General features: G+C 59.4%; 13 protein-coding genes and 1 riboswitch. Of the genes, 7 read left to right on the forward strand and 6 right to left on the reverse strand.

Annotated features, from left to right (window positions below):
- Window positions 1–3: 3 nt before the first annotated feature.
- Window positions 4–1,758, reverse strand: coding sequence for an arginine--tRNA ligase (gene argS / locus GU3_RS03475; protein WP_014291176.1), 1,755 nt, complete (start codon window positions 1,756–1,758; stop codon window positions 4–6).
- A gap of 238 nt (window positions 1,759–1,996) precedes the next feature.
- Between argS and GU3_RS03480 the strand changes: the two genes are divergently transcribed.
- A complete protein-coding gene (locus tag GU3_RS03480) occupies window positions 1,997–2,587 on the forward strand; it encodes an LON peptidase substrate-binding domain-containing protein (protein WP_014291177.1) in 591 nt (196 codons plus the stop codon).
- A gap of 15 nt (window positions 2,588–2,602) precedes the next feature.
- Here GU3_RS03480 and priA read toward each other — a convergent pair whose 3' ends face one another.
- On the reverse strand, window positions 2,603–4,813 hold the full coding sequence (priA, locus tag GU3_RS03485; protein WP_014291178.1) for a primosomal protein N': 2,211 nt from the start codon (window positions 4,811–4,813) through the stop codon (window positions 2,603–2,605).
- Window positions 4,814–4,938: 125 nt separating this feature from the next.
- On the opposite strand from priA, the gene rpmE reads away from it, so the two are divergent.
- The 4 genes from rpmE to GU3_RS03505 all read left to right on the forward strand — a co-directional run bounded on the left by rpmE (window position 4,939) and on the right by GU3_RS03505 (window position 8,811).
- Complete coding sequence (gene rpmE / locus GU3_RS03490) at window positions 4,939–5,154, forward strand: 50S ribosomal protein L31 (protein ID WP_014291179.1); 216 nt, start codon at window positions 4,939–4,941, stop codon at window positions 5,152–5,154.
- 114 nt (window positions 5,155–5,268) lie between these two features.
- The gene (locus GU3_RS16700) at window positions 5,269–6,006 is read left to right on the forward strand and encodes a thermonuclease family protein (protein WP_083829437.1); all 738 of its coding nucleotides are present in this window, start codon (window positions 5,269–5,271) and stop codon (window positions 6,004–6,006) included.
- Between the two features lie 120 nt (window positions 6,007–6,126).
- Window positions 6,127–7,371, forward strand: coding sequence for a malic enzyme-like NAD(P)-binding protein (locus tag GU3_RS03500; protein WP_014291181.1), 1,245 nt, complete (start codon window positions 6,127–6,129; stop codon window positions 7,369–7,371).
- Between the two features lie 120 nt (window positions 7,372–7,491).
- On the forward strand, window positions 7,492–8,811 hold the full coding sequence (locus GU3_RS03505) for an IS4 family transposase (protein WP_014290740.1): 1,320 nt from the start codon (window positions 7,492–7,494) through the stop codon (window positions 8,809–8,811).
- A gap of 195 nt (window positions 8,812–9,006) precedes the next feature.
- Here the strand turns inward: GU3_RS03505 and trmA are convergent, their stop codons facing one another.
- The 3 genes from trmA to GU3_RS03520 form a co-directional block, all read right to left on the reverse strand.
- A complete protein-coding gene (trmA, locus tag GU3_RS03510; RefSeq protein ID WP_014291182.1) occupies window positions 9,007–10,104 on the reverse strand; it encodes a tRNA (uridine(54)-C5)-methyltransferase TrmA in 1,098 nt (365 codons plus the stop codon).
- A 152-nt stretch (window positions 10,105–10,256) separates the two neighbouring features.
- A complete protein-coding gene (locus GU3_RS03515) occupies window positions 10,257–10,622 on the reverse strand; it encodes a hypothetical protein (RefSeq protein WP_014291183.1) in 366 nt (121 codons plus the stop codon).
- A gap of 9 nt (window positions 10,623–10,631) precedes the next feature.
- A complete protein-coding gene (locus GU3_RS03520; protein WP_014291184.1) occupies window positions 10,632–11,984 on the reverse strand; it encodes a sulfite oxidase in 1,353 nt (450 codons plus the stop codon).
- Between the two features lie 178 nt (window positions 11,985–12,162).
- Window positions 12,163–12,360, forward strand: a riboswitch (cobalamin riboswitch).
- A 33-nt stretch (window positions 12,361–12,393) separates the two neighbouring features.
- On the opposite strand from GU3_RS03520, the gene GU3_RS03525 reads away from it, so the two are divergent.
- Window positions 12,394–14,229 carry a TonB-dependent receptor domain-containing protein gene (locus tag GU3_RS03525; RefSeq protein ID WP_014291185.1) on the forward strand — a complete coding sequence of 612 codons (1,836 nt, stop codon included), beginning with the start codon at window positions 12,394–12,396 and terminating at the stop codon, window positions 14,227–14,229.
- A gap of 98 nt (window positions 14,230–14,327) precedes the next feature.
- Window positions 14,328–15,128: a glutamate racemase gene (gene murI / locus GU3_RS03530; RefSeq protein ID WP_014291186.1), complete on the forward strand. Its 801-nt coding sequence runs from the start codon at window positions 14,328–14,330 to the stop codon at window positions 15,126–15,128.
- A 4-nt stretch (window positions 15,129–15,132) separates the two neighbouring features.
- Here the strand turns inward: murI and GU3_RS03535 are convergent, their stop codons facing one another.
- The gene (locus GU3_RS03535) at window positions 15,133–15,597 is read right to left on the reverse strand and encodes an RNA-binding protein (protein ID WP_014291187.1); all 465 of its coding nucleotides are present in this window, start codon (window positions 15,595–15,597) and stop codon (window positions 15,133–15,135) included.
- Between the last annotated feature and the right edge of the window lie 109 nt (window positions 15,598–15,706).

Here is a 15,706-nt window from a genome sequence, read left to right on the forward strand (position 1 = left end):
GGCTTACATGCGCTCCAGGGTGTCGATACCGAGCAGGGACAGGCCCTGCTGCAGTACCTTGGCGGTGGCGGCGCATAACCGCAGACGGCTGGCCCGGGCTTCGGCCGGTACGCCGTCCTTATTGATGGGGCAGGCTTCGTAGAAGCTCATAAAGGCGCCGGACAGCTCGTACAGGTAGAGGCACAACAGGTGCGGCATGCCCTTGTCGGCTACCGACTTGACGGTGTCGTTGAACTGCACCAGCTTCTGGGCCAGGGCTTCTTCCGCCGGGGCTTCGATCATCACGCTGCCTTCCAGAGCCTCGGCATTGACGCCGGCCTTGCGGAAGATGGACTGTACCCGGGTATAGGCATACTGCAGGTAGGGGGCGGTGTTGCCCTCGAACGACAGCATGTTGTCCCAGTCGAAGATGTAGTCGGTGGTGCGGCTCTTGGACAGATCGGCGTATTTCACCGCGGCCATGGCCACCCGGTTGACCACCTGGGCTTTTTCCTCGGCACTCAAGTCGGTCTGCTTCTGCTCCAGCAGGGCGGCGGCGCGTTCTTCCGCCTCGTCGAGCAGGTCCACCAGCTTGATGGTGCCGCCGGAGCGGGTCTTGAACGGCCGGCCGTCCTTGCCCAGCATCATGCCAAAGGCGTGGTGTTCCAGGCTCATGGACTCGGGCACGTAACCGGCCTTGCGCACTATGGTCCAGGCCTGCATCAGGTGCTGGTGCTGGCGGGAGTCGATAAAATACAGCGCCCGGTCGGCCCCCAGCTGCTGGTAACGGTACTTGGCGCAGGCAATGTCGGTGGTGGTGTAGAGGAAACCGCCGTCCTTCTTGCGCACGATGACGCCCATGGGGTCGCCGTCCTTGTTCTGGTATTCGTCGAGGTACACCACCAGCGCGCCCTCGTCTTCCACCGCCAGGCCCTGTTGTTGCAGATCGGCGACGATGTCGGCCAGCATGGGGTTGTACATGCTTTCGCCCATGACATCGTTCGGGGTCAGGGACACGCCCAGGCGGTCGTACACTTCCTGGTTGTGCTTCAGGGTCACGTCCACCAGTTTCTGCCACATGTTCAGGCAGTAGGCATCACCGCCCTGCAGCTTGACCACATAGTTGCGGGCGCGCTCGGCAAAGTCGGGGTCGGCGTCGTACTGTTGCTTGGACTCCCGGTAGAACTGCTCCAGATCCGACAGGCCGGAAGACAGCACATCGGGGTTTTCCTGCTCCAGCTTTTCCAGGTAGGCAATGAGCATGCCGAACTGGGTGCCCCAGTCGCCGATGTGGTTGGCGCGAATGACCTTGTGGCCGAGGAATTCCAGGGTGCGCACCACGGCATCGCCAATAATGGTGGAACGCAGGTGACCCACATGCATTTCCTTGGCCACGTTGGGGGCGGAGTAGTCCACCACCACGGTTTGCGGCTGCTCGACGACCGGCACATTGGCGCGGGCATCGGCCACCATGGCGTCAATCTGGCGGGCCAGCCAGGCGCTGTCGAGAAAGAAGTTGATAAAACCGGGCCCGGCCAGTTCGGTTTTGGCTACCAGCTCGGAGGCGGGCAGGTTGTCCACCAGCAACTGGGCCAGGGCGCGGGGGTTCTGGCCGGCGGGCTTGGCCAGCAGCAGCGCCAGATTGGTGGCCAGATCGCCGTGAGCCTTGTCTTTGGTGCGGTCTACCTGGATGCGGGGCTCCAGCTCGGCAGGCAGCTTGCCCTGTTGCTTGAGAGTAGAGACCGTCTGCTCAAGCAGCGCTTGAATATGTTCTTTCATTGTCAGTTCACCAAAGTTGAGACAAGGTCGAAGAAAACCTGAGGGGCCCAAATTCTACTCATAACCCGCCCCAAAAACTACCGTTCGAGGCCGCTCCCGGCCCTGGCTGAAAGTCAGCACAGCGCAACCGGGTCTTTTTGAAAGTAACGGCATGGCGGGCTAATGACTTCAACGCCGTCTGGCGGTGGCAAAGTCCAACCCTCTCGTTCATGCTGAAAAAAGCAACGAAGGAGCGCCCATGAAACTGGCACTGTTACCGCTCACCCTGCACCTGCTGCCGGAAGGCCGGGTACCGTTGCGCATTTTTGAACCCAGGTACGTGCGCATGGTGGCGGAGGCCGGCAAGGATGATCGCGGCTTTGGCATCGGCATGCTGGAAGAACCCAACGACAGCGGCAAGGGCGATCTTTACATGCTGGGTGCCCGGGTAAAAATCGTCGACTTCTATACCCTGGATGACGGCCTGCTCGGCATTACCGTGGAAGCCACCGAGCGCTTTCGCATTCGCGAACTGCAGCGGGAAGCCGACGGCCTGTTGCAGGCCGAGGTGGAGTTGCTCGACAACTGGCGCTCCTGCTCGCTGTCGCCGGTGGAGCAGATATTGTCCGACAAGCTGCAGGAAGTCTTCATCGAATATCCGGAGCTGGCGGAGCTTCATCCCGATCCCCGCTGGCAGGACGCCGCCTGGGTAACCCAGCGCTGGCTGGAAGTGCTGCCCATCAAGAACGACTACACCCAGCTGTTGATGAACGAGCCCAGCTGCCGCCGGGCCCTGACCTTTCTGTTGTCGATGATCACCCCCGACCCGCAGCCCGGCCAGCGGCACTGAGCCCGTTTCATCGCCTCACCACAATTCCTGCGGATCCACATCCAGTGACCACCTCACCTTGCGTGCCGCGGCCAGCGTGTCGGCAATGGCCAGGGCCCGCCGACAGGCCGAAGCCAGATCTCGCCGGTTGCCGGCCTGCAACAGCAGCTGATAACGGTACTGCCCGGCCTTGCGCTCCATGCGGGCGCTGAAGGGGCCCAGGCACAGCACGGTGGCGGGGAGGGCAGGGGCCAGCTGTTGGGCCAGGGGTATCAGAAACGCCCGGCAGGCGTCCCCTTGCGTGGCCTGGCAGCGAAACAGCGCCTGGTAACTGTAGGGGGGCAGTCCGGCCTGGCGGCGCTCTTCCAGGGCGGTGTGGGCAAAATGACGGTAACCCTGGTTGGCCAAGTCCTGCAGCAGGGCATGATCCGGATGGTGGGTCTGCAACACCACCCGGCCTGGCTTGCTGGCCCGCCCGGCCCGGCCGGCCACCTGAATATAGAGCTGGGCCAGGCGTTCGGCGGCGCGAAAGTCACCGGCAAAGAGGGCACCGTCCACATCCAGCATGGCCACCAGGGTCACATCGGGAAAGTGGTGCCCCTTGGCCAGCATCTGGGTGCCGATTAAAATCTGGTACTTACCGGCGCGAATGCCCTCCAGGTGCTGCTCAAAGCTGCCCTTGCGCCGAGTGTTGTCCCGGTCGATGCGAATGGCGCTGTACTGGGGGAACAGCGCCGCCAGAGCCTGCTCCACCTGCTCGGTACCCAGACCGGTGCCCACCAGCTGGGTACTGCCGCACTGGGGGCAATGGGGTGGCTTGGCGCGCTGGTGATCACAGTGGTGGCAATGCAGCCGGTTGCCGCTTTTGTGCCAGGTATAGTGGGCATCGCAGCGCTCGCAGTCCGCCAGCCAGCCGCAGTCGTGGCACAGCAGTACCGGGGCATAGCCCCGGCGATTGAGAAACAGCATCACCTGATTACCCTTTTCCAGCTCGCCGGCCATCAGCTGTTGCAACTGGGGTGACAGTCCGGCTTCCAGCTGTACATGGCGGCTGTCGAGCAGCAGGTGCTCGGCCACGGTGGCGCTGCCCGGGCGCTGGCTCAGGGTCAGCAGCCGGTACTTGCCGCAGGCCGCGTTGTGCAGGCTTTCAAAGCTGGGGGTGGCCGAGCCCAACAGAATGGGAATGTTGAGCTGGCGGGCGCGCAGCAGGGCCAGATCCCGGGCGTGGTAGCGAAAGCCGTCCTGCTGCTTGAACGAGCCGTCGTGCTCTTCGTCGATGATAATCAGCCCCAGCCGGTCAAAGGGGGTGAGCAGGGCCGAGCGGGTGCCGATGACGATGGCGGCGCTGCCGTCCTTGCAGGCCAGCCAGGCGTCGAGCCGCTCCCGCTCGTTCATGGCCGAGTGCAGGGTGCACACCGGCAGCGCAAAGCGACGCTGAAAGCGGGCGATGGTCTGGGGGGTGAGGCCGATTTCCGGCACCATCACCAGCACCTGTTGGCCGGCCTTCAGCACCGGCTCCATGGCCTGCAGATACACTTCGGTTTTGCCGGAGCCGGTGATGCCTTCCAGCAAAAACGGGGTGAAGCCCTCCGCCTGCTGTAACAGGCTCACCGCCAGTGCCTGCTCCGTGGTCAGGCGCGGCTTGCCGTCTTCATGAATACGTATCTCACCGCGCCAGGCGGTGCGGGCCGGCAGCTGTTCCCGTTTTTGTGCGAGCCCCTTTTTGGCCAGGGCGTTGAGCGTGGCCGAGGTCACTCCCCGGGCCGCTAGCTCGCCCGGGGTCATGGGCCCCTGGGTCAGCAGCTCATAAGCCTGGCGTTGTTTGACAGCCCGGCTCAGGGTGGTGTTGTCTCCTTCCAGCGAATGCCAGACCTCTACCGGCCGGTAGCCGGCTTCCTCGCCCTTGCGTAGCAGGGTGGGCAGGGCCTGAAAATACACTTCGCCCGGTGGGTGCAGGTAGTACTGGGCCGCCCAGGCCAGCAGCTGCCGCTCGGCCTCGCCAAGCACGGGGCTGGTGTCGAGCATGGCGGTGACCGGCTTGATGCGGGCGAGATCCACCTCGGTCTGTTCGGGATGGGACAGCACCAGCCCGACCATGGTCCGGTTGCCGAACGGAACTCTTACCCGGCAGCCGGGGGCAGGCAGGGGCAGCGGGCAGAGGTAGTCGAACTCCCGGCGCAGCGGAACGGGCAGCACCACGCGCAGCAGACCCTGTGGCGCCGGTGCGGTTGTTGCTGGTTTTTTCATCCCCATTGTCCTTGCCTGAAAAAAGGCGATCCTATATTATTCGCACCCTTCACAAAACGTGTATCACTCGTGTGGTGTCTGGCTCAGGATCAGATAGCGACACGGCCTACTGACAGAGGTTGTCCATGAAACAAGGTATCCATCCGGAATACAAAGAAATTGTTGCCAAATGTTCTTGCGGTAACGAGATCAAGACCCGCTCCACCCTGGGCCATGATCTGAACCTGGACGTTTGCTCCGCCTGCCACCCCTTCTTCACCGGCAAGCAGAAGATCGTTGACACCGGCGGCCGCGTTGATCGCTTCAACAAGCGCTTCGGCGTGCTGGGCAGCAAAAAGTAAGTCGCTGCCCCAGTCTCAAAAAAGCGCCTGCGGGCGCTTTTTTGTTGGCTGCGATTTGCGCAGTTCTCCTTCCTCAACCATGGTTAACCGGCCTGCTTATCCCGGTGCGCCATCATGCCTGTTCGAACCTGGCTTTTCCTGCTTGTTTTATTGCCGCTTGAGGCCATCGCCGCCTGCCCGCAATTCCATCAGTACGAAACCGTAAATGTTAAAAAAGTAATAGACGGAGATACTGTTCATCTTGCTGATGGTAGACGCATTCGCTTTATCGGCATAGATACGCCGGAATTATACAAAAACGGGCATTTCTCCCCGGAGCCGGGAGCGCGGGCCGCCCGGCGTTGGCTGCACAATAAATTATCAGAAAAGAGTCAAATGAAACTGGTTTTTGCAGCCGAAAGGCATGATGATTACGGACGCCTTTTGGCTCATCCACTGACCGGTGACGGCCGATTGCTGGTAAAAAGCATGCTGGCGGCGGGGCTGGGTGAGCTGTTGCTGATCCCGCCAAATCAGGATTACTGGCGCTGCCTGTTACAGGCCGAGCAGCACGCTCGCCGCCGGCAACTGGGCGTCTGGGCTAGCGGGGTGCCAAGTGCGCCCGCGCGATCCGGCTGGCAACCGCTGCTGACCCGGGTGCAGGAAGTACGCTCCTACCACGGCCGGGTGACACTGCTGGCCGAGGGCGGCCTGGAGCTGCGCACCGGCCGGTCATTGCCGGCCCCTGCCCGCCGCGAGCTGGGCCGGTTCAAGCCGGGAGAACGGCTGTTTGTACGCGGCCGGGTTCGCCCCACCGCCACCGGCTGGCTGCTGTGGATTGATCACCCCTGGCAGTTTTACCGGGAAAAGTAAGTGGATCAGACTGGGCAAGGTGAAAAAAGTTGATTAGTATCACATTGTATAAACATTGTGGTAAACTTGTTCACAGTGTTATCGAAGAAATGTCTACAATCGCATCAGGGTACTCGCAACATGACCGACTTCCGTCAAAAAGCGCTCGACTATCATGCTTTCCCCAAGCCGGGCAAAATCTCCGTTGAAATCAGCAAGCCGGCAGAAACCGCCAAGGATCTGGCCCTGGCCTACAGCCCGGGTGTGGCCGAGCCGGTGCGCGAAATCGCCGCCGATCCGGAAAACGCCTACAAGTACACCGCCAAAGGCAACCTGGTAGCGGTTATCTCCAACGGTACCGCCATTCTGGGTCTGGGCAACCTGGGGCCGCTGGCCTCCAAGCCGGTAATGGAAGGCAAGGCGCTGCTGTTCAAGCGTTTCGCCGGCCTCGACTCCGTGGATATCGAAGTCAAGCACCGCACCACCGAAGAGTTCATTCAGACCGTTGAAGCCATCGCCGATACCTTTGGTGGCATCAACCTGGAAGACATCAAGGCCCCCGAGTGCTTTGAAATTGAAAAAGAGCTGATCGAGCGCTGTAACGTGCCCGTGTTCCACGACGACCAGCACGGCACCGCCATCGTCACCGCCGCGGGTCTTATCAACTCCCTGGAAATTCAGGGCAAGGACATCGCCGAAGCCCGCATCGTGTGCATGGGCGCCGGTGCCGCCGCCGTGGCCTGTATGGAGCTGCTGATCAAGTGTGGCGCCCAGCGTGAAAACATCTACATGCTGGATCGCAACGGCGTTATCCACACTCGCCGTAACGATCTGAACGAGTACAAAGCTCTGTTTGCCAACAACACCGACAAGCGTACCCTGGAAGACGTGATCACCGACGCCGACGTGTTTGTGGGCGTGTCCGGTCCCGACGTGCTGCCGGCCGAAGCCGTGGCGCTGATGGCCCCGAACCCGGTTATCTTTGCCTGCTCCAACCCGGATCCGGAAATCAAGCCCGAGCTGGCTCACTCCGTACGCCAGGATCTGGTGATGGGTACCGGTCGTTCCGACTACCCCAACCAGGTAAACAACGTACTGTGCTTCCCTTTCATCTTCCGCGGTGCTCTGGACGTACGTGCCACCCGTATCAACGATGAAATGAAAGTGGCCGCCGTTGACGCCATCCGTGCCCTGGCCAAGGAGCCGGTCCCTCAGGAAGTGCTGAACGCTTCCGGTTACGACTCCCTGGAGTTCGGCAAGGACTACGTGATTCCCAAGCCGATGGACCCGCGCCTGCTGCCCCGCGTGGCCCGCGCCGTGGCTGTGGCCGCCGTGGAATCCGGTGTGGCCCGCATCGCCCTGCCGGAAAACTACATGCTGGACTGAGCTTCAGTCTAAGCAGCAAAAAGGGGAGCGTCGGCTTAATGCCGATCAGTTAAGCCAAATCGCTTGACGATCCCGCTCAGAAGATCAAAATCCGATGATCACAGGTCATCGGATTTTTTTATGCTGCTTTCTGACGCACTGGCTCGCACCTCCCTCAATCGCACCGTTGAATTTCACAGCCTGGCTGAGGTGCTCGACCCCGAGATAATCCAAGCTTGTCTGGCTTCAAACGGGGTGGCGACGGTGCGCAAGCGCAAACTTCCGATGGAAGCCATGGTCTGGGCAGTCATTGGCATGGCGCTGTTTCGTGGCGATTCCGTACGCCAGCTCATCAATAAGCTGGATATCGTCCTGCCACAAGAAGTCGACTCGGTGGTGCGCAGCGCGGTCACACAAGCACGTAAAAAGCTGGGCAGCGACGTGGTGCGCGATATCTTCAGGCAAACCAGTGCCAACTGGCATGCGCAGGCTCAGCATCCGCACTGGAGCGGACTGAACCTGTATGGTGTTGACGGCGTAGTCTGGCGCACTCCGGACTCACCACCGAATGCCGGTGCCTTTGCCCGCACCGCCAACCAATCCACGGACGCCGCTTATCCCCAGGTGCGCATGGTGTGCCTGATGGAGCTGAGCAGCCATTTGTTGGTGGACAGCGCCTTTGACAGCGTCGCGGTCAATGAAATGCAGCTGGCGGTCCGCTTGCTGCCGAGCATACCGGACCATAGCCTGACGCTGTTTGATAAAGGGTTCTACTCATTGGGGTTGCTGCATGCCTGGCAACAAGGGCAGCAACGGCACTGGTTGCTGCCGTTGCGTAAAGGCACGCAGTATGAGGTGGTGCGCAACCTGGGCCGCGATGACAAACTGGTGCGGTTGACCCCCAGCCCGCAGGCAAGAAAAAAGTGGCCCGACTTATCGGAGACGCTGGAAGCGAGACTGCTGAGTAAAACCGTCAAGGGAAAGCTCGTTCATATCCTGACCTCTCTGACCGATGCCATGGCCTATCCGGGTCGGGATATTGTGGATTTATATGCCCATCGCTGGGAAATCGAGCTGGGCTATCGAGAAATGAAGCAGCACCTGCTGGACAGTCGCTTCACCTTGCGTAGCCAGTTGCCGGAGCTGATACACCAGGAGTTATGGGGTGTGCTGCTGGCCTACAACCTTATCCGCTACAAAATGATCTTGATGGCTCGAGTGTTACCGGCGACCTATCCGAATCAGCTGAGCTTCAGGGAAGCCTCGTCCTACATCATCTTCAAGCTGAGCCAGCTGCCCAGTGTGGCACCGGGCAACTTGCCAAGAGAGGTATTTGCCCCAGAGAAACAGGCCAAACAGTTCAAGCTGGAGGGGAAACGAGAACGAAGTTATCCAAGAGTGCTGAAAGCTTCCAAAAACACCTATCCGGTCAGAAAGAAAAATGCCGCTCACCTTAAGTGAACGGCATTAGAGCGTCGGCTCCCCTTTTTTATTTTCTGTTTGCAGGCGCAACCAATGTTATTCGAAGCAGCAGTGGGGATTGCCGAAGCCGACCATAAAGTGCCATGGATGGCACTTTCGAGCGTTACAGGGAGGTACTGGAAGCGTGTCGGCGTAGTGCAACCGCACTGATGTTTCGCATTGCGATTCTTCTAATTATTTACGTGTCAGATACACCCCGGCTTCCATATGGTGGGTATAGGGGAACTGATCAAACAGCGCAAAGCGGCTGATGTGGTGGGTCTGGCCCAGGGTCTCCAAGTTCTGGAGCAGGGTGTCCGGGTTGCAGGAGATATAGACGATATTGTCGTATTCCTGCACCAGCCTGACGGTATCGTCATCCAGCCCCGCCCGGGGCGGATCCACCAGTATGGTGTTGCACTCGTAGCTGCCCAACTCCACGTCTTTCAGCCGGCGAAACTCGCGCACACCGCGCATGGCCTGGGTGAACTCTTCCGCCGACATGCGCAGTATGGTGACGTTGTCGATGGCATTGGCGGCAATGTTGTACTGGGCCGACTTCACTGAGGAGCTGGAGATTTCGGTGGCCAGCACTCGGCGAAAGTTGGCCGCCAGCGCCAGGGAAAAGTTACCGTTGCCGCAGTAAAGCTCCAGCAGGTCGCCACTGGCACCTCGCGTCACGTCCAGCGCCCAGCCCAGCATGTGTTCATTCATGCGGCCATTGGGCTGGGTAAAGCTGTTTTCCACCTGCTGGTAAACCAGCTCTTTACCGGCCACGTTCAGCCGCTCCACCACATAATCGCAGTCGTGCACCAGCTTCTGCTTCTTGGCCCGGCCAATAATGTGGGCGTTAATGCCTTTTTCCTGCAGCCAGGCGCGCAGACTTTGCACCTCGGCCTGCCAGGCCTCGTCCAGCTGGCGGTGATAGAGCAGGCTGATGACCAGCTCGTTGCTCAGCGACGACAGAAAGTCCACTTGGAACAGCTTGCGCCGCAGCACCGGGTTGGGCCTGAGCGCCTCCAGCAGCAGCGGCATGGCGGTGTTAATCAGCCGTGAGGCGGCCGGAAACTGCTCCACCCGGTATTTTTCCCGAGTGGCCTGGTCGAACATGATGTAGTAGAGATCCTCCCCCTCATGCCACACCCGGAACTCGGCCCGCATGCGATAATGCTCGGGCTCGGACGCAAACACTTCCAGCCGGGGCGGCGAGAAGGGAGCAAAGGTCTGCTCCAGCCGGGCGGCCTTTTGATCCAGTTGGGTCTGGTAGCTGTGCGGGGTGACCGGGTTGCTCATGACGTGCCTCACTTTAAAACGGAGCGCAAATTCTACGGGTTGCAGTGAATTTGTCCAGTTGACCGAAGGGAGAGGCGCATTAACGAGGTGATTCGAGCTGAGGGTGCAAAGCCTGGCCGCCGCCCGGGAGGGCAAACGGCCAGGGAGCCTGGCTAGTTGGTGCTGGCCGTTGGGCGGTAGGGGTTGTCCGGCAGTTGCTCGGCCGTTAGCGGAGGGCGGCGGGCGCCGGTTTTGGGGCCGTAGTGGGTGCTCAGGTACTCGAGAATGGTGTTCTCGGTCTCGGCGTCAAAGGCCCACAACCCCTGCTTGTCCTGCATCCAGCGAATCAGCGACAGCCAGTGCTGGCGGCTGCCGCTGTTCTGGGTAACCAGCTGGGCGGAGTGGCAGGCGATGCAGTTGTTGCGCACCGTTTCCCAGCCGGGGGCGATAATAAAGCCGGTTTGGGGATCCTGCTCGGCGGCAAAGGCCGGTGTAACGGCCAGCCCCAGCAGCAGTCCCAGTGCAGCAGTGCGTATCATGCTGGCCTCCTAGACGATTTGCACCGCAATGCGATGGCAGGCGTTGTTGAGATAACCCCGGGGGTTCCAGCCCGGCACCACCATGGGCTGAGCTTTGCCGTTGCTGTCCACGGCCTTGGCCCAGACCTCGTAATAGCCTTTTTCCGGAAAGGTCAGCGCGCTCTGCCAGTGTTGCCAGGCCTGCGGGTTAACCGCGGGCCGCAGCTCGGCCTTGTGCCAGGTAGCGCCAAAGTCGATGGACAGGTGCACCTCGTTGATTGTCAGATCGCCGGCCCAGGCATGGCCCCGCACCGCCAGCGGTTGCCCCAGCTGGTGGCTGATGCCGGTTTGCGGAAAGGTGATCAGCGACTTGACGGGCATCGCCTCGATGATTTCCATGTCTTCGTTCGGCACCTGGGTGCCGGGGGCCACCGGATACTTGGGCATGGCATAGGAAGGGGCGGCCATCTTGTTGCCGTCGTGAACCTTGTTGCGGATCACGATGCTTTTCAGCCATTTGCCCGACACCGAGCCGGGCCAGCCGCCACATACCAGGCGCAATGGGTGGCCGTTGAGCACCGGTATGTCTTCGTCGTTCATGGCCCAGGCGATCAGGGTTTCGTCTTCCAGCGCCTTGGACATGGGCACGCCCCGGGAGATGGCCTCCTTGCTTGGATCGCCGCTAGGGTGCGGATCGGCACCGTAATAGCCAATGTAAACCGCGTCCTGCTTGATGCCGCAGGCTTCCAGTACATCCCGCAGCCGCACCCCGGTGAATTTGGGGCAGGCCACGGCGCCGGTGGTCCACTGGTTACCGCTCGCCGCCGGCACGAATTCGCTGCGGCCGTTGCCGCCGCATTCTACCGTCAGCTGATAACTGTGGTGCTCAAAGCGGGACTTGAGATCCGCAATGGTAAAAATGGTGGGGGTTTCGCAGGATTCACCACCGATTTCCAGGGTCCAGGTGTCCGGGTTTAATGTCTCGATATTGGGTACCAGGCCATTATTGCGCACAAACATGTGTTTGGCCGGGGTGATTTCGTCGTCCAGCAAGTGCGGCGGGGTTTCGGCGTTGATGGGCCTGTCGTTGAGCACCACCAGGCCTTCCTTGCCCGGCAGGGTAAAGGGTTCGTCCGACTGGGCAAAGGCCGCCGGAATCAGCCCGGCGGGCATGTTTTTGGCAAAGGGAATACTGGCCCCCAGCGCCGTGGCCATGGCCAGCAGGCCGCTGCGTTTTAAAAAGCCGCGGCGGCTGTCCGGGTCGGTTTCCCGGCCCCAGAGTTGTTCATCGGCTTTAATGGGATCTTCCCGGTAAAGCTCATGCAGGCCCCGCTGCACCGGCTTTGGGTTGTTGCCGGAGTGGTTGTCGGAATCACTGGCCATGATCGTCTCTCCTTGGTTTTCGGGTGGGTCTGCTGATAACGCAGGCCGCGGCAAGTAAAGGGTGTAGGGTTAACTATATGTAAAATTTTTGTGATTGCGAGTCGACCGCGGTTTCACACGCCGCAGGCAGATGCGTTTATTCTCAAAAATCATGCATATACACTCGTTTACCCTTTCCCTATAATGCCCGCGCTTTGGTGCCGACAGGCGTAAACGGGAATCCGGTGTAAATCCGGAGCTGGCGCGCAGCGGTAAGAAGGAACGAAAGCGACACGGGGCTACCCAGGCACTGCCGCAAGGTGGGAAGCCGTCGCCGTAGGTGGGCAACAGCCCGCGCCTTTAAGCCCGAATACCTGCCAAAGTGAACAGAAAGGCCCGCGGGCCATCACTACGCGAACTAGGGAAGAATATGTCCAGAACCTTACTGGCGGCTGCCTTGCTGCCATGGGCCGCCTTTGCCCAGAATTCATCCGACCCCACCTCCATTACCATTTACAACCGGGTAGAGCAGCCGCTGACCAGTGCCCTGGCCCCGGTGGAGGTGATCACCAAGGCCGACATCGAACGCCGCCAGCCCCGCTCGCTGGTCGACTTGTTGGAAACCCTGCCGGGTATGCAGTTTGGTACTCAAAACGGCGGTATCGGCCAGCAGACCAGTTTGTTTGTACGCGGTACCGAGTCCGATCATGTGCTGGTGCTGGTTAACGGCCGTCCTCAGGCGCAGATGGTGAACTCGGGCTTTGACTTTAGCCAACTGCCGGTCAGTAATGTGGAGCGCATCGAGTATATTCGCGGCCCCCGCGCCGCCATCTACGGCTCCAGCGCCATCGGTGGTGTGGTCAATATCATTACCACTACCCAGGTGAATAATGCTCAGGTAGGTGTGACCACCGGTAGCAATGATTATTATGCCGCGGATGTCTCCGTGAACCAGTGGGTCACCAATACCACCCGGTTGCAATTGGCCACCGGCTACCGGGAAACCCGGGGTTATGATGTGGTATCTGACAACAGTCAGTCCGACAGGGATGGTTTTGACAGTAAGAATTTGACGCTGGGTATTGAGCATCAGTTGAATCAGAACTGGACGCTGGATGCCAACTTCAATGGCTGGGAAAATAATCTGGAATATGATTATGATGAAACTTACGGCAACTCTGGCTCTGATCAAAATAACACTGAGACCCATCAGTTTGATACAGGCATTCGTTACAATGATGGTTCACTGAGTGGTCAGCTAAATGCTAGCTATGGCGAATTTAAGTCTGAGGATTGGAATAGAAAGGATGGGAAGAAAGAAGACAAAAGTGGCTACTGGAATAACAGCTATGCCACGACCCGTATTGATGGCCTGACCCAATATCAGTATTCGGAACAAGGCCATGTGCTTGCCGGTCTGGACTGGCAGCAAGATCGTAAACTGTCCCAGGCCAGTGGCAAGGCGCTTGGCTCTCGCGATAACACCGGCGTTTATGTCTCTGCTTTTCATACATGGTCACCTTTTTCGCTTGAGCTGACAGGGCGTGTGGATGATAACGAGCAGTATGGCACTCATGGCACCTGGCAAAGTGCCCTGTCGTTGGCTCTGCCTGAAAAACATAGAGCCACGTTAAGTTATGGTACCGCATTTAGAGCGCCAAATTTTTCAGACATAGACTATGCAAAAGATGCTGAAACTTTGCAGCCAGAGGAATCAGAAAACTGGGAGTTGGGCTTTTCCGGTGATTACCAGGTTTTTGACTGGCAGTTAAACCTGTACCGCAACAAAATCGACAATCTGATAACATCCAATGATTATTATCAGACGATAAACTCTTTGGAAAATACAGATGTGTTGATTAAAGGTGTTGAGTTTGTCGTTAAAGCGACAACAGGTCCGGTGCGTCACACCGCCAGCTACGAACATACCGATATTGACGACTTTAATGATGGTGGACGCCAATTGGATCGCAGAGCTAAACACAAATTCAGCTGGACCGGTGATATCGACGTGGCCGGTACCAACCTGTTTGCCCAGGTGCTGTACGTTGGTGAGCGCAATGATAACGACTTCAGTACCTGGCCTGCTAGAGAGCTGGTCATGCCTTCCTACACCATCTGGAATATCGGTGCCCGCTACCCGTTGACCCAAAACCTGACCCTGAACGGCAAGGTGAACAACCTGTTCGACAAAGATTACCAGGTTGCATATGGCTACGATGCCCCCGATATGGAGTTCTACGTCGGCGCCGACTACCGGTTCTGATGGTCAGTCTACTTTGCCTCAAGCCGGCCCTTGCGCCGGCTTTTTTCTTTTTTCGCCGTTGGCGTTATCATGGCGCCCTTGCACAGCGAGGGCAGTCAGTGGCAAACATTCTTATCTTCGACTCCGGCATGGGTGGCCTTTCCGTCTACCGGGAAGTACACCGGACCCTGCCGGCACATCAGTATTTCTACCTGTTCGACAACGCCTGCTTTCCTTATGGCGAGCTGGGTGAAACACGTCTGGTGGAGCGGGTACTGGAGCTGCTTACCACCTTTGTGCCCCGCCACGGCATCGACATCGTCATTATTGCCTGCAATACCGCCAGCACCCATGTGCTGCCGGCCCTACGTCAATGCCTGTCTGTGCCTGTGGTTGGAGTGGTGCCGGCCATCAAGCCGGCGGCGGTATATTGTCGTGCGCACGGCCTGGATCATATCGGCCTGCTGGCTACCCCGGGCACCGTTTCCCGCAACTATACCGCCGAGCTGGTGCAAAGCTTTGCCGCCGACATGCGGGTATCCATGCTGGGCACCACCGAACTGGTGAAAATGGCGGAAGACAAGCTGGCCGGTCAGCCGGTCGACATGGCCCGTCTCTCCCGCATCCTGGCGCCCTGGCGAGGTGAAGATGGCCCCAGTGCCCTGGTGCTGGGATGCACCCATTTCCCCCTGCTGGCAGAGGAGCTGGCTCGGTGCCTGCCCACAGCCCAACTGGTCGACTCTGGTGAAGCCATTGCCCGCCGGGTGGCCAGCCTGCTGTTGCAGTCCATCAGGGCCAGCGGCGATGAGCCATGTCCTGCCGGGCGGCTTTATTGCACCCGGCTAACGGAAAAAGCCCAGGCTCAGGGCCGGGCTTTTGCCCAGGAAGGTTTTGGCGGGCTGGAGGCCTTTGTCCCCTGAGCCTTCAGTCGGTGCTGTCTTCCTCTTCGTCGTCCTTGCGTTCGTTGGCTTCTCTTACCTTGAGCGTGCGCTGCTGAAATTCGGTATCGTTCAGCGCGTTTCTCGCTTTGTCGGCAGCATCACAGGGCATTTCCACAAAACCGAACCCCCGCCGCTTGCCGGTGTTTCTGTCTTTCATCAGCCGCACCGACAGCACTTGGCCAAATTGCTCGAACAGGCTTCTTACTACGGCCTCGTTGGCCCGGTAGGGCAGATTGCCTACATAAAGCGTGGTTGTTGCCATCGCCTGAGGCGAGGGTGCCTGAATCAGGCGAGGCACCACCATGCCACCCACCAGCGCACCAAGCGCGAACAACAGGGCAAAAGACAAGGAAGCGGTCGCAAGAACGATCAGGCCGCCACCCGCCAAGGCCAGCAACAAGGCCAGCAGCGCAGACTGAATAAAGGGGGAGTGCTGGAATAACTTCATCGATGATTGAGTCTCGAGTGGATGAACTGAAAAAGAAATGGCGCATGCCGTAAACAGCATAGCCTCAATCGGGCTTGATGACCCGTGCGAGCGGTGCAATCCGTTGCGT

Source organism: Oceanimonas sp. GK1, assembly GCF_000243075.1.
Classification (GTDB): domain Bacteria; phylum Pseudomonadota; class Gammaproteobacteria; order Enterobacterales; family Aeromonadaceae; genus Oceanimonas.

Bases quoted from the DNA above. Each gene is read 5' to 3' on its own strand.
- argS (WP_014291176.1), bottom strand. From the start codon at position 1,758: ATGAAAGAACATATTCAAGCGCTGCTTGAGCAGACGGTCTCTACTCTC.
- GU3_RS03480 (WP_014291177.1), top strand. From the start codon at position 1,997: ATGAAACTGGCACTGTTACCGCTCACCCTGCACCTGCTGCCGGAAGGC.
- priA (WP_014291178.1), bottom strand. From the start codon at position 4,813: ATGAAAAAACCAGCAACAACCGCACCGGCGCCACAGGGTCTGCTGCGC.
- rpmE (WP_014291179.1), top strand. From the start codon at position 4,939: ATGAAACAAGGTATCCATCCGGAATACAAAGAAATTGTTGCCAAATGT.
- GU3_RS16700 (WP_083829437.1), top strand. From the start codon at position 5,269: ATGCCTGTTCGAACCTGGCTTTTCCTGCTTGTTTTATTGCCGCTTGAG.
- GU3_RS03500 (WP_014291181.1), top strand. From the start codon at position 6,127: ATGACCGACTTCCGTCAAAAAGCGCTCGACTATCATGCTTTCCCCAAG.
- GU3_RS03505 (WP_014290740.1), top strand. From the start codon at position 7,492: ATGCTGCTTTCTGACGCACTGGCTCGCACCTCCCTCAATCGCACCGTT.
- trmA (WP_014291182.1), bottom strand. From the start codon at position 10,104: ATGAGCAACCCGGTCACCCCGCACAGCTACCAGACCCAACTGGATCAA.
- GU3_RS03515 (WP_014291183.1), bottom strand. From the start codon at position 10,622: ATGATACGCACTGCTGCACTGGGACTGCTGCTGGGGCTGGCCGTTACA.
- GU3_RS03520 (WP_014291184.1), bottom strand. From the start codon at position 11,984: ATGGCCAGTGATTCCGACAACCACTCCGGCAACAACCCAAAGCCGGTG.
- GU3_RS03525 (WP_014291185.1), top strand. From the start codon at position 12,394: ATGTCCAGAACCTTACTGGCGGCTGCCTTGCTGCCATGGGCCGCCTTT.
- GU3_RS03535 (WP_014291187.1), bottom strand. From the start codon at position 15,597: ATGAAGTTATTCCAGCACTCCCCCTTTATTCAGTCTGCGCTGCTGGCC.